The 13,301-nt window shown below is 60.2% G+C and carries 11 protein-coding genes; 1 reads left to right on the forward strand and 10 read right to left on the reverse strand.

What is annotated here, in order from left to right:
- Window positions 1-2: 2 nt before the first annotated feature.
- Genes PL640_RS10955 through PL640_RS10965 form a run of 3 tightly spaced genes read right to left on the reverse strand, consistent with a single transcriptional unit; the run spans window position 3 to window position 5,232 of the window.
- The gene (locus tag PL640_RS10955) at window positions 3-3,074 is read right to left on the reverse strand and encodes an efflux RND transporter permease subunit (protein ID WP_271361866.1); all 3,072 of its coding nucleotides are present in this window, start codon (window positions 3,072-3,074) and stop codon (window positions 3-5) included.
- Window positions 3,071-4,156 (reverse strand): efflux RND transporter periplasmic adaptor subunit, encoded by a 1,086-nt coding sequence (locus PL640_RS10960; protein WP_271361867.1) that lies wholly within the window; start codon window positions 4,154-4,156, stop codon window positions 3,071-3,073. Before PL640_RS10960 ends, PL640_RS10955 begins: the two co-directional genes overlap by 4 nt.
- On the reverse strand, window positions 4,156-5,232 hold the full coding sequence (locus tag PL640_RS10965; RefSeq protein WP_271361869.1) for an efflux RND transporter periplasmic adaptor subunit: 1,077 nt from the start codon (window positions 5,230-5,232) through the stop codon (window positions 4,156-4,158). Before PL640_RS10965 ends, PL640_RS10960 begins: the two co-directional genes overlap by 1 nt.
- Window positions 5,233-5,531: 299 nt before the next feature.
- Here PL640_RS10965 and PL640_RS10970 point away from each other — a divergent pair, with 299 nt between their 5' ends.
- Entirely contained in the window at window positions 5,532-6,146 is a 615-nt protein-coding gene (locus PL640_RS10970; protein ID WP_271361871.1) for a TetR/AcrR family transcriptional regulator, read from the forward strand.
- A gap of 17 nt (window positions 6,147-6,163) precedes the next feature.
- Here PL640_RS10970 and PL640_RS10975 read toward each other — a convergent pair whose 3' ends face one another.
- The 7 genes from PL640_RS10975 to PL640_RS11005 all read right to left on the reverse strand — a co-directional run bounded on the left by PL640_RS10975 (window position 6,164) and on the right by PL640_RS11005 (window position 13,299).
- The gene (locus tag PL640_RS10975) at window positions 6,164-7,618 is read right to left on the reverse strand and encodes an NAD-dependent succinate-semialdehyde dehydrogenase (protein ID WP_271361872.1); all 1,455 of its coding nucleotides are present in this window, start codon (window positions 7,616-7,618) and stop codon (window positions 6,164-6,166) included.
- A gap of 11 nt (window positions 7,619-7,629) precedes the next feature.
- Window positions 7,630-8,712 (reverse strand): ABC transporter ATP-binding protein, encoded by a 1,083-nt coding sequence (locus PL640_RS10980; RefSeq protein ID WP_271361873.1) that lies wholly within the window; start codon window positions 8,710-8,712, stop codon window positions 7,630-7,632.
- Window positions 8,709-9,509 carry an ABC transporter permease gene (locus PL640_RS10985; RefSeq protein WP_174034618.1) on the reverse strand — a complete coding sequence of 267 codons (801 nt, stop codon included), beginning with the start codon at window positions 9,507-9,509 and terminating at the stop codon, window positions 8,709-8,711. Before PL640_RS10985 ends, PL640_RS10980 begins: the two co-directional genes overlap by 4 nt.
- Window position 9,510: 1 nt before the next feature.
- Window positions 9,511-10,338 (reverse strand): ABC transporter permease, encoded by an 828-nt coding sequence (locus PL640_RS10990; RefSeq protein ID WP_271361875.1) that lies wholly within the window; start codon window positions 10,336-10,338, stop codon window positions 9,511-9,513.
- 107 nt (window positions 10,339-10,445) lie between these two features.
- Complete coding sequence (locus tag PL640_RS10995) at window positions 10,446-11,456, reverse strand: ABC transporter substrate-binding protein (RefSeq protein ID WP_174031965.1); 1,011 nt, start codon at window positions 11,454-11,456, stop codon at window positions 10,446-10,448.
- 57 nt (window positions 11,457-11,513) lie between these two features.
- Window positions 11,514-11,828 (reverse strand): NIPSNAP family protein, encoded by a 315-nt coding sequence (locus PL640_RS11000; RefSeq protein WP_269698962.1) that lies wholly within the window; start codon window positions 11,826-11,828, stop codon window positions 11,514-11,516.
- 4 nt (window positions 11,829-11,832) lie between these two features.
- The gene (locus tag PL640_RS11005; RefSeq protein WP_271361877.1) at window positions 11,833-13,299 is read right to left on the reverse strand and encodes an aldehyde dehydrogenase; all 1,467 of its coding nucleotides are present in this window, start codon (window positions 13,297-13,299) and stop codon (window positions 11,833-11,835) included.
- Window positions 13,300-13,301: the final 2 nt, after the last annotated feature.

The raw sequence follows: 13,301 nt of genomic DNA on the forward strand, positions 1-13,301 counted from the left end.
TATTACGCCTTCACTTCCTGTCCCTCGGGCTCGTCATCCTCACGCGGAATGCGGAACCAGGCGACATAAAGCGCCGGCAGGAAAAGCAGCGTCAGCGCCGTGCCGACCACGATGCCGCCCATCATGGCATAAGCCATCGGCCCCCAGAAAATCTCCCGCGATATGGGAATGAGGGCAAGGGTGGCCGCCGCCGCCGTCAGCATGATCGGCCGCATGCGGTGCTCGGTCGCCTCGACCACCGCGCGCCAAGCCGAGACGCCCTCGCTTCTCAGATGCTCTATCTGGACGACGAGGATGACGGAGTTGCGGATCAGGATACCGATCAGCGCCAGCACACCGAGAATGGCGACGAAGCCCATCGGAGCATTGGAGAGAAGCAGCGCCACCACCACGCCGATCAATGCGGTCGGCGCCACGGCGAAGACGAGGAACAGCCGGCTGAAGCTTTGCAGCTGCAGCATCAGGATGGTCGCCATCGCAAACAGCATCAGCGGTACCACGGCAATGATCGGCGCTTGCGAATCCGCACTCGATTCCACCGAACCACCCGTTTCCAGCTTGTAGCCGACGGGAAGCGTTTTCTGGAACGCCTCGATCTTCGGCTTCAGCTGCTCGACGATCGTTGCGGGCTGCGTCGGGCCGATAATGGCGGCCTTGACCGTGATCGTCGGGATCCTGTCGCGGCGCCAGATGGTCGGCTGTTCCAGCTCGTAGCGGAAATTGGCGATGGCCGACAGCGGCACGGCCTTGCCGTTGGTCGCCGGCAATTGCAGGTTCTGCAATGTCTCGATGGAGCCGCGCTCCGACATCTGCGCCCGCGCCACCACATTGACGAGATAGATATCGTCCCTGACCTGCGTGACCGTAGACCCTTCGACAATACTGTTCATGGCATTGGCGATGTCTTCCGACGAGACGCCAAGCTGGCGGGCCTTGTCCTGCAGAACGTCAACCTTGACCACACGCGTCGGCTCGTTCCAGTCCATGACCATGTTGGACAGCAGCTGATGTTCGCCGACGATACCCGACAATTGTTGTCCAAGGTCACGAACCTTCTGGATATCGGGACCGCTCAGGCGATATTGTACCGGTTTCCCGACCGGCGGGCCGATATCAAGCAATTTCACGAAGGCATCGGTGCCGGTGAAGGTCCGGTTCAGGTAATCCTGCAACTCGGCACGCACCTTGTCACGCACATCGAGCCCCTTGGTGACGATGACCGTCTGGCCGAAAGTCACATCAGGCGTCTGCACATCGAAAGACAGGATGAAACGTGGCGCGCCTTCGCCGACATAGGTCGTCCAGTGATCGATATCCGTATTCTTGGCCAGCATCTCCTGTTCGAACTGCGCCATCTGCCGGTTGGTTTCGGCAATCGAACTGTTCTGCGGCAGGTTCCAGTCGACAATCAGTTCCACGCGGTCGGATGACGGGAAGAACTGCTGCTGCACGAGGCTCATGCCTCCGACGGAAAGACCGAACAGCGCAATGGTCAAAATGATCGTCACCCAGCGCCAGCGCAGCGCCCGGCCAAGAAGCCAGGAAAAGCCGGAGGCGAAACGGCCCTTCTTTTCATGATGCGATTTCATCGTCTTCGGCAGAATCGTCACGCCAAGCAGCGGCGTGAACAGGACCGCGACGATCCACGACACGATCAGCGAAACCGCAATCACCACGAAGAGCGTAAAGGTGAACTCACCCGCCGCGCTGTTGTTGAGACCGACGGGAATGAAGCCGGCGACGGTGACCAGCGTGCCCGTCAGCATGGGGAAGGCGGTCGAGGTATAAACATAGGTCGCCGCTTTTCTGAGATCGTCGCCGACTTCCAGCCGCGCGACCATCATCTCGACGGCAATCATCGCGTCATCGACAAGCAGCCCCAGCGCAATGATGAGGGCGCCGAGCGAGATGCGTTGCAGCGAAATGCCGGTATATTCCATGTAAACGAAGGTGATCGCCAGCACGAGCGGGATGGAGACGGCAACCACCATGCCGGCCCTGAGGCCAAGACTGATGAAGCTGATGACGAGAACGATGGCGATCGCTTCGAAGAGCGCCGAAGTAAAGCCCGATACCGCCTCGTCAACCACGGCCGGCTGATCGGATACCCGGTGCAGATCGACGCCGATTGGCAGGTCCGCGACGATGCGCTTCATCTGCGCATCCAGCGCCTCGCCGAAATGCACGAGGTTCGCACCGGTTTTCATGCCTATGGCAAGACCGATGGCCGGCTGGCCATTAAAGCGGAACAGCGAAGATGGCGGATCGACATAACCGCGCCGAATCGTCGCCACTTCCGTCAGCGGGAAGAACCGGTTGTTGACGCGCAGGTTGATGGACCGCAGGCTTTCTTCCGAGGTGAACTGGCCGCTGACCCGCAACGCCACACGCTCAGGTCCGGCATTAACGAAACCAGACTGGGTAACGGCATTCTGGGACTGCAGCGTCTTGATGATCGACTGCTGATCGATGCCGAGCGCCGCGATCTGCCGCGTGGAAAACTCCAGATAGATCGCCTCGTCCTGCGCGCCGATGACATCCACCTTGCCGATATTGTCGACGGTCAGAACTTTTGCGCGGGCATCTTCCACCAGATCGCGCAATTGCCGCTGGCTGAGGCCATCGCTGGTGAAAGCGTAGATATTGCCATAGACATCGCCGAAACGGTCGTTGAAGAAGGGGCCGACGACGCCCGAGGGGAACTCGCCCTTGATATCACCGATCATGTTGCGCACCCGCACCCATGTCGGTTCAACGTTCCTGGCCTTGGTTTCCGGCACCAGCTCCACGAAGATCGTGGTGCGGCCGGCCACCGTCTGGCTGCGCAGATGGTCGAGATTGTCGAGTTCCTCGAGTTTCTTCTCGATCCTGTCGGTCACCTGCCGGGCCACGTCTTCTGCCGAGGCACCGGGCCATTGCGCACTGATCACCATCGTCTTGATGGTGAAGTTCGGATCTTCCTCACGGCCAAGGTTGAAATAGGAGAAAACGCCGGCGAGAACGAACACCACCATGAAGTACCAGACGAGCGAACGGTGTTCGAGCGCCCAGTCGGAAAGATTGAATTTCTTCACTGACGGACCTCCTGATCGATCCTGATGGCTTGTCCATCCTTAAGCTTGTGAACGCCGGCGCTGGCAACACGCTCGCCGGGCTTGACGCCGCCGGTAATGCGCACGCTGCCGCCGTCAACCGGCTCGCCCGCTATCGTAACCGGGCGCAGCGTCACCGTTGCCGTATCGGCATTGACGATCCAGACGCCCCATCCATTGTCGGTTTTCAGCAGGGCTGATGTGGGAAGCGCAATCTGCGGTTCGGATGCGGCAAGCGCCGAGGCCGTGACGACGGAGCCCAGCCGGAAGGCCGCGGGCGCATCCTGCAGGCTGATCTTCGTACGGCGCGTGCGCGTCGCCGTTTCGGCCTCGGGAGCAATCTCGCGCACCACACCCGTGGTGCGGATTTTCGGATCGAGCTGCAGGGCGATATCGAAGGTCGAGCCGATCTCCAGCCGCTGCGCCGCAAATTGCGGAACATCCACCACCACATCACGCACTTCCGGGCGGGCGATCGTCACGACCGTCTGACCGGCCGAAACGACCTGGCCGATTTCGCCCGATGTGGCGGTGACCACGCCGTCAAATTCCGCACGCAGCTGCGCATAGCCCAGCTGCTCTTCGGCCTTGTCCAGATTTGCCCGAGCCTTGGCAACAGCGGCATTGGCGGTGCGCGTGGCCTGTTCGGCCTCTTCCAGCGCGGCTTCTGTGCCGCTGCGGGCTTCGGCCAGCACACGCTGGCGCTGTTCGGTCGTCACCGCATTGGCGAGCTGCGCTTCGGCATTGGAAAGATCGGATTGCGCGCTTTTCACCGACAGTTCGAGTGCCAGCGGATCGATCGAAGCGACCACATCACCTTTCTTGACCAGATCCGCCACATCAACATTGCGGGCGATGATCCGGCCGAGAACGCGAAAACCGAGATCGGTCTGGATGCGCGATTCCACCGTGCCGGTGAGCCGCAGCGCATCGGGCGACTTCTCCTCCACCACAACGGAGAGTACCGGGCGCGGTGCCTCCGCGGCGGCTTCCTGTTTTTCCTGGCAGGACGAGACCGCGATTGCCGCAGTGAGCAAAAACAAGCTTCTGTTTATCCTGAACATTATTGTGCCTGCCCCTTTTCATAGGCGACCTTTTCACCGGCCCGCAGAAATTTGGTCCCGACGGTGACGACGATATCGCCGGGGTTGAGCCCATCCGCGACGACGAATTGGCCGGTCTCATAGTCGGCGATGGCGATCCGGCGCATGGCGATTTCCGACGATTGCGGATCGACAACCCAGACGGCGGGAAGGCCGTTCTGCGATGTCATCGCCGACCATGGAAGCTCGATGGCATCGACCTGTTTGAAGCGGAAATGGCCGGATACGGGCGCGCCGAGTGGCATGGTCAGATCGCCGTTGAGGCCAACCTTGACCCTGATCGTCCCATTGTCCGGATCGATCGTCGGGGAAATCTCCCGCACCGGTGCCGCAACCGTGCGGGACGGATCCGAGAGGAGGCTGACATTGACGAGATTGTCGATATCGCGCTCAAGGAACAGCGATTCGTAGACATCGAAAACCGCATCGCGTGGCCCGTCATGCGCCAGCGTGAAAACAAGTTGCGCAGCCTGCGCCACCTGGCCGACCTCGACATTACGCGCCGTAATCACTCCGTCAGCATCGGCCCTGAGTTCGGTATAGGAAAGCGCATCGCGGGCCGTATCGAGCTGCGCCTGCGCCGATCTCACCGCGCCCTGCGTGGTGAGCAGGGTTTCCTGGGCCTTATCGACCGCCGAACGCGAGGTCACCTGTGTCTTGAACAGGCTCTGCTGGCGATCAAACGTCAGTTGCGCCTGCGTCTGCTGCGCTTCGGCCGATTGCAGGTTGGCGAGCGCGACATCGATGTCGGCCTTCTGCTCTTCGGGATCGATGCGGGCGAGCAGTTGCCCCGTCGTTACCCGCGCACCCACATCCACAAGCCGCTCGGTGATCTTGCCGCTGACCCGGAAGGAAAGGTCCGTCTGACCCCTTGCCCTCACTTCGCCGGTGATGACGCTGCCGCGATCGACCGGCTTTTTCACCGCCGTGACCACGTCGACGGTCCGCAGCGGCTTTTCGGCCGGCGGCTCTTCATTGCTGCAGGACGACAGGGCAAAAACACCGCCAACCGCAAGCGCGATAAGAATGGTTTTCATGGTGACCTCTTGATCTTCGCCCCATCCTATAATATTTGACTGACTGAATAGTCAATGAAATTCTTATGCCGCCAATCCGGGAACCGTTCGGGCTTACCGCCGGGCTCCCGGATGATTATCGAAGATTTACCCGGGCGTTCTTGGGAGACACCGGGAATAGGCTGACAGAATGAACCACGCACCACCTGCAAAAATCGATTCCGGTTTTTGTGCCGGTGCGATAGGCAGGCCACCAATGACGTCCGCCGCTCACGACGGATAGAAGGGCACGCGCCGAAAATACCTGAGGAGCCGGGGTCATGACGAAAACAAAACTGACACGTGCAGAACAGAAGATACAACGTCCGTTGCAAATTCTCGATGCCGCATTTGAGGAATTCACCAAGAGAGGATTTACGGCGACGCGGGTCGAGGACATTGCCGACCGGGTGGGGGTGACGAAGGGGACGGTCTATGTCTATTTCGAAACCAAGGAAGCCCTGTTTGCCGCGATGATCGAGCATGTCGGCCGGCCTTTTCAGGAGGCTTTCAAAGCCTATGCCCGCACCTCCGACGACCCCGTCGACGAGCTTCGCATGCTGCTCGAATTCCTGTTCGAAACCCTTGTCGATGACAGGCGAATGCGGGAACTGTTCCGCTTCGTCGTTGCGGAGGGCGCGAAGTTTCCTGATCTCATCGACCACCACCATGATGTTCTGATGGCGCCGGTGCTGGAACGCATCAATATGATCCTCGATGAGGGCGTGGCGAAAAAAAGGTTCAGGGCCAATCCGCCCGAACTCGCCAAGGTCGTCATGTCACCCATGGTCGGAACATTGGTGTTCCGGCTGATTTTCGATGATCGGCGCAGTCTGGACAGGCAGGCGGTTCTGAAAGTTCATCTCGACCTGCTCATGCGCGGACTGCTGGCATAACCCCCGGCAGCCTGCTTTCAGCTGATGCCACCAATGCAGACATATTTGAGTTCGGTATATTCCTCGATACCGTGGCGAGACCCTTCCCGTCCGAGCCCCGACATCTTGACCCCGCCGAACGGCGCTTCCGCAGTGGAAATCGCCCCCGTATTGACGCCGACCATGCCGTATTCCAGCGCCTCGGCAACCCGGAAGACGCGCGAGAGATCACGCGCATAAAAATAGGAGGCGAGGCCGAAATCGGTATTGTTGGCCTGCGCGATCACATCCGCTTCATCCTCAAAACGGAAGAGCGGGGCAAGCGGCCCGAAAGTTTCCTCACGCGCTACCTGCATGCCGGCATCGACATTGCGCAGGATCGTCGGTTCGAAAAAATTGCCGCCGAGCGCGTGTCTTTTGCCGCCTGTGGCGATCTCGGCGCCTTTCGAAAGCGCGTCGGCAATATGTGCTTCCACCTTGGCAACGGCGTTGCCATCGATAAGCGGACCGAGAATGCTTGCTTCCTCCAGCCCGTTACCGACTTTCAACTGCGAGACGGCGTGTGCGAATTTTTCAGCGAAGGCCTCATACACGCCGCCCTGCACATAAAGACGGTTGGCGCAGACGCAGGTCTGGCCATTATTGCGGAACTTCGCAAGGATAGCGCCTTCTACGGCGGCATCGAGATCCGCATCGTCAAAAACGATGAAGGGCGCATTGCCACCAAGCTCCAGCCCCAGTTTCTTGATGGTCGGCGCGCATTGTCTGTAAAGCTGTTCTCCCGTGCGGGTAGAGCCTGTGAAGGTCAGAAGACGGATATCCGGGCTTGCCGTAAGCACCCCGCCTATTTCAGCAGCAGGACCGGTCACGATGCTGAAAAGTTCGAGCGGCAGGCCGGCGCGCTCGGCGAGAATGGCAAGTGCTATGGCCGAAAACGGCGTCTGCGGCGCAGGTTTCAACACCACCGCGCAGCCGGCGGCCAGCGCCGGGCCGACTTTACGGGTAATCATGGCATTGGGAAAATTCCACGGCGTAATGGCCGCAACCACGCCAACCGGCTGGCGCAGGACCAGAATGCGCTTGTCCGGCTGATGGCCGGGCACCGTTTCGCCATTGATGCGGCGTGCCTCTTCGGCAAACCATTCGATGAAGCTCGCGCCGTAGGCGATTTCGCCTTTGGCCTCAGTAAGCGGCTTTCCCTGTTCCAGCGTCAGGATCATGCCGAGATCGTCGCGGTTTTCCATGACGAGCCGGTGCCACGTCTTGAGAATAGTCGCACGCTCACCGGCGGTGCGGCGCGCCCATGCCTTCTGGGCAATCACGGCGGCAGCGATAGCCTCCTGCGTTTCCGCTGCGCCGAGTTCGGGAACCTGCCCGACGATCTCCCCCGTCGCGGGGTTATGAATGGTCGCGGTTTCGCGGCCATCGCAGCCGATCCAGCGGCCAGCCACAGGCACTTTTTCACCCAGAAGTGTGGGATCATTCAGATGCATGGGCAAATCCCTCAACAGAAAACCTGAGCCGACGCTGGATCGAAGGCGAGATGCACGAGATCGCCCCGGTTAAGACCGGAAATCGCTTCGTGGCCGAAGGGCAGACGGACCGCAAGCGGTTCACCGGAACCGGTATGGGCAACCACGTGGACGTTGTTGCCAAGGAAGGTGATGTCGCTGACCGTTGCCTGAAAACCGGCGGAGGACCCCGGCCGGTTGCGGCTGAGCTGCAGGCGCTCCGGCCTTAGCATCAACGCCGCCTTCTTGCCCGGCGCGGCCTCGCCATGCATCGGAATATGATCGAAGACGATATCCCGGCCCAGTGAAACCGTTGCCTTGCCACCCGATGCGGCGAGGAGATCGCAGGCGATAAAATCACTGTCGCCGATGAATTCGGCCACGAAGCGGGTGGTGGGGTGGGCATAAAGCTCCGGCCCCGTGCCGATCTGGTCGATCACCCCTTTCGAAAACACGGCGATCCGGTCGGAAAGACGCAAGGCCTCTTCCTGATCGTGGGTGACGTAAAGGATCGTCACTTCCGTCTGCTGGTGGATGCGGCGAATTTCGAACTGGATTTCTTCGCGCAGCTTCTTGTCGAGCGCCGAAAGCGGCTCATCCATCAGAAGTACCGGCGGATCATAGGCAAGTGCCCGCGCCAGCGCCACGCGCTGCTGCTGGCCACCGGACATCTGCGCGGGCTTCCTGTCCTCGAAACCTTCGAGGCGGACAAGCCGCAGCATTTCCTTCACCTTGGCATCGATTTCCGCCTTGCTTTTGCGGCGGACCTTCAGCGGGAAGGCGATGTTCTCCCCGACCGACAGATGCGGAAACAGGGTGTAGCGCTGGAAGACCATGCCGATATTGCGCTTGTGTGATGGCGTGGACAGCAAGCTCTCGCCGTTCAGCAGGATGTCGCCCGCGGTCGGCTGCTCGAAGCCGGCCAGAATATAAAGCGTCGTGCTCTTGCCCGAGCCGGACGGCCCGAGAAATGTCATGAACTCGCCCGGCTGCACGTCGAGATTGACGTCCTGAACGGCGACGACCGGCCCATATTGTTTGCGGATGCCGCGAATTTGCAGGAGCGGTTTGGTCATGTTTTCAGTCCTTTTCGCACAGCCGCGACAAGCAGCATGAGAATGATGGTCACCGCGATGAGAAGCGTGGAGGCAGCGGCGATGACAGGCGTCAGATCCTGACGCAGCGTCGCCCAGATTTTCACCGGCAGCGTCTGCAATGTCGGGCTTGCCATGAAGATCGCCAGCACCACCTCATCCCAGGAGGTGAGGAAGGAAAAGATCGCCGCCGAAAACAGGCCGTGACTGATGGCGGGCAGCGTGATGCGGATTTTCGCCTGTAACGGGCTTGCACCACACAGCACCGCCGCATCCTCGATCGATTTGTCGAAACCTTCCAACGCACCGGTCAGCGCCAGAATGGAAAACGGCAGCGCCACGACGAGATGGGCGATGACGAAACCGGTCGTGGTGCCTGCAAGACCGAATTTCAGGAAAAAAGCGTAAAGCGCCACCGCCAGCACCACGACGGGCAGGATCATCGGCGTCATGAACAGTGCCCGCAAAGTGCCGCGCCCGATGAAACGGCCGCGCACCAGCCCGAAGGAGGCGACAAGACCGATGAGCACGGACAGCACGGTTACCATCAGCGCGATGCGCAGGCTCGTCCAGGCAGCATCCAGCCATCTCGGGTCTGCGAAGAAATCCGCATACCATTTCAGCGTCCAGCCGGGCGGCGGAAAGATCAGCCATTGTGACGAACCGAAGGACAAAGCGGCGATGAAGATGATCGGGAGGATCAGAAATGCCGAGGTCAGCACGGTGATGAGGAGGAGCAGCCATTTCCAGAGGCCGAGGCTGTTATAGTTCAAAAGCATGTCAGCGCCCCCCTGCCCCGGCCGCGCCGAAGAATTTGAGCTGCACGGCGTAGAGAGTGAGCGTCACCACCAGAAGCACCAGCGCAGCGGCCCCGCCCATGCCCCAGTTGACGAGCGACTGGACGAATTGCGCGATGAGTTCGGCCAGCATCATGTTTGCCGTGCCGCCAAGGAGCGCGGGGGTGACGAAATAACCGAGCGACATGACGAAGACCATCAGCGCGCCAGAGATCATGCCGGGTGCGGCAAGTGGAATGAGAATACGGGTCAGCGCCTGCCAGCGGGTTGCCCCACACAGCGAAGCCGCCTGCAGAATGGCCGGGTCGATCTTGCGAATGACGCCGTAGAGCGGAATGATGATGAAGGGCAGCATGATATAGGTCATGCCGATGGTAACCCCGGTGAGATTGTTGACCAGCGGCAGAGGCTGATCGATGATGCCAAGGCTCATCAGCGTCTTGTTCACCACACCCGTGCGCTGCAACAGCACCATCCAGGCATAGGTGCGCGCCAGAAGATTGGTCCACATCGAGAGCAGCAGGATAGCGAAAACGATGGAGGCAAGCCGCGCCGGCATGATGGCAAGCGCCCAGGCGACGGGAAAACCGATCACCAGCGAGACCACCGTTACCAGCGCCGACACCACGAAGGTGTTGAAGAAGATCTTCAGATAGGTGGAGCTGCCCAGCAGTGCCGCATAGTTGCCAAGGCCGAAGACAGGCTCGGTAACGCTGCGCGACAGCAGGATCAGAACCGGCACGACGAAGAACAGGACAAGCAGAACCAGCGCCGGCAGGGTGGCGGCAAAATTGCCGGGCCGAAAGGGCATTCGAGCTCTCACCTTCGTGCTGACTGTTTCATCGGTTAGCGAGACCATGTCCAAACCTCCCCGGACGTGGAAAATCGCGCGGGCGCTTCGCTGCCCGCGCCGTTATCTTATTTCGCCTGCCAGGCGTACCAGCGTTCGCCGATTTCATCACGATGCTGTGCCCAGTAGCTCATATCGGCATCGACCTGGCTCGCGGTCTGCTGGTCCGGCAGGGTTTTTGCCGTTTCCGGATCCATCAGCTTGGCGGATTCGATATTAACAGGGGCGTAACCGGTCGCGGTCGCCATATCCGCCTGCGCCTGCGCGGAGGTGGCGAGTGCGATGAACTTCATCGCCGCATCCCTGTTCTTCGTTCCCTTGGGCACGACGAGGGAATCCGCTGCGGTGATGTTCTGTTCCCACGAGGTCTCCACCTTCACGCCGCTTTTCTCAAGCGCCGTCATGCGGCCGTTCCAGACGCTGCCGAAGGGCGCTTCCGCCGATGCGATCAGCTGCTGCGACTGCGCGCCGCCCGACCACCAGATGATATCGGACTTGATCGTATCGAGTTTCTTGAAAGCGCGATCGAGGTCAAGTGGATAAAGCTTGTCGGCGGCTACACCATCGGCCAGAAGGGCAGCTTCGATCACGCCCGGTGCGGACCACTTGTAGAAGGTGCGCTTGCCGGGAAACTTTGCCGTGTCGAACAGATCGGCCCAGCTTTTCGGGCAGGCTGCCACTGCATCGACATTGCAGCCGATGACGAAGGAATAATAAAAGCTGCCGACGGAATAATCCGTCACGAAACGCGGATCGAGTTTCGTCTTGTCGATGACGCTGAAATCCAGCTTTTCAAGCAGACCCTTGGGCCCAGCCTGTGCGGCATAGTCGCCTTCGACATCGACCACATCCCATGTCACGCCGTTTGCCTCAACCATGGCCTTCAGCTTGCCATAGTCGGTCGGGCCATCCTGAAGTACATTGATGCCGCTCGACACCATGAATTTTTCGGCCCAGGCCGCCTTCTGGGCGTCCTGCGTGGTTCCTCCCCAGCTGGAAAAGACCAGATCATTCGCCTGTGCGGCCGTGCCGAGGGCGAAAAGTGCTGCGCATGTCGTCAATACCAGTTTCGATCTCATGTTCCCTTACTCCGTTTTAGAGCTTGTCGTTGGCATGCACGTCGCGGCCGGTGGCTTTCACACAAGCGGAGAAAAACGCGCCGGCTTCATGATCTTGTTTTCGGCGACTTCGATGAGGTCGCGAATTTTCGGCAGAAACGATAACCAGCGCGGATCGGCCATCAGCTTTGCGCGCCGCTCCTCCCGGTCATCAAGGCTTGCAAAAGCCCAGATATGGACAATTTCGTTGATTGGGCCGATCTCGGAAAAGAAGTAACCCACCAGTTCGCCGAGGTGGCTTTTCTGGATTGCGATACCCTCTTCCTCCACGACCTTGAGATAGGCCGGGATGGCGCCGTTCTTCAGCCTGTAGGTGCGGATCTCGTAAAACATCGGCTCACCGCATCACGAAAGGATCAGGGATCGGGTCATCGGAGGTACGCAGCCATATGGTCTTGGTACGCGTGTAATCGAGCGCCGCCGCAAGCCCGCCTTCGCGTCCATCACCCGAGAGGCCAAAGCCACCGAAGGGCGCTATCGGTGAGACCGCGCGATAGGTGTTCACCCAGACGATGCCGGCACGGATCGCCTTCATCAGCCGATGGGCGCGTGTCAGGTTCTGCGTGAAAACACCGGAGGCGAGGCCGTAGACGGTATCATTGGCGAGCGCGATGGCTTCGGCCTCGGTCTCAAAGGAAACGACCGAAAGAACGGGACCGAAAAATTCCTTTTCCATGGAAGGCGAACGGATGCCATCACAATCAAGAATGGTCGGCAGATAGAAATAGCCGTCACCATCCAGAGGCTTACCACCGGTAACCACTTTCGCACCGGCATCCACGGAAGCGGAAACCAGTGAGACGATGTGCTTGCGCTGGCGCTCCGTCGCCAATGGCCCCACTTCCGTCGCCATCTCCAGCGGTGAACCGATACGGATCGCCTCGGCCTTCGCCGCCAGAATCTGGAGGAAACGGTCCTTGACGCTTCTTTCGATAATCAGCCGCGAGCCGGCGACACAGCTCTGGCCGGTTGCGGCAAAAATGCCCGCCACCTGCGCATTGGCGGCGCTCTCAAGATCGGCATCGGCGAAAACGAGGATCGGCGACTTGCCGCCGAGTTCCAGCGATGTCGAGGCAAGGTTTTCAGCCGAATTACGTACGATGTGACGCGCCGTTTCCGGCCCGCCGGTAAAGGCGATGTGCGCCACCTTCGGATGTGTAGTGAGCGCGGTGCCGCAGGACGCACCGAAACCGGTAACGATATTAACGACGCCAGCCGGAAAACCGGCCTCATGCACCAGCCGGGCAAATTCCAGCAGCGGTGCCGGTCCATCTTCTGAGGCCTTGACGACGATGGTGCAGCCGGCGGCGAGCGCCGGGCCGATCTTGACGGCGGCGAGAAACAGCTGGCTGTTCCACGGCACAATCGCCGCCACCACGCCAACCGGCTCGCGCCGCAGCCAGACATCCATATCCGGCTTGTCGATCGGCAGATAAGCGCCCTCGATCTTGTCGGCGAGCCCGGCATAATAGCGGTAATAATCCGCGACATAGGCGATCTGCGCGGAGGTTTCCCGGATGATTTTGCCGGTATCGCGGGTTTCGAACTCGGCCAGCGTCTTTGCATTTTCCGCAACCAGATCGGCCAGCCGGTAAAGCAGCTTGCCGCGCTGCGTCGCCGTCAGCTTCGACCAGGCCACATCCTCATAAAGCGCCCGGTGCGCGGCATTGACGGCGCGGCCGATATCCGCTTCCCGGCTTTCCGGCATTTCGGCCCATGCCGTGCCGGTTGCCGGATCAAGGCTTGAAAAGCTAGCCTCGCCATCCTCGAAACGTCCGTCGATATAGCACTGAAAACGGCGCATCA

The sequence above is a fragment of the Agrobacterium sp. ST15.16.024 genome (assembly GCF_027956545.1).
Classification (GTDB): Bacteria; Pseudomonadota; Alphaproteobacteria; order Rhizobiales; family Rhizobiaceae; genus Agrobacterium; species Agrobacterium cucumeris.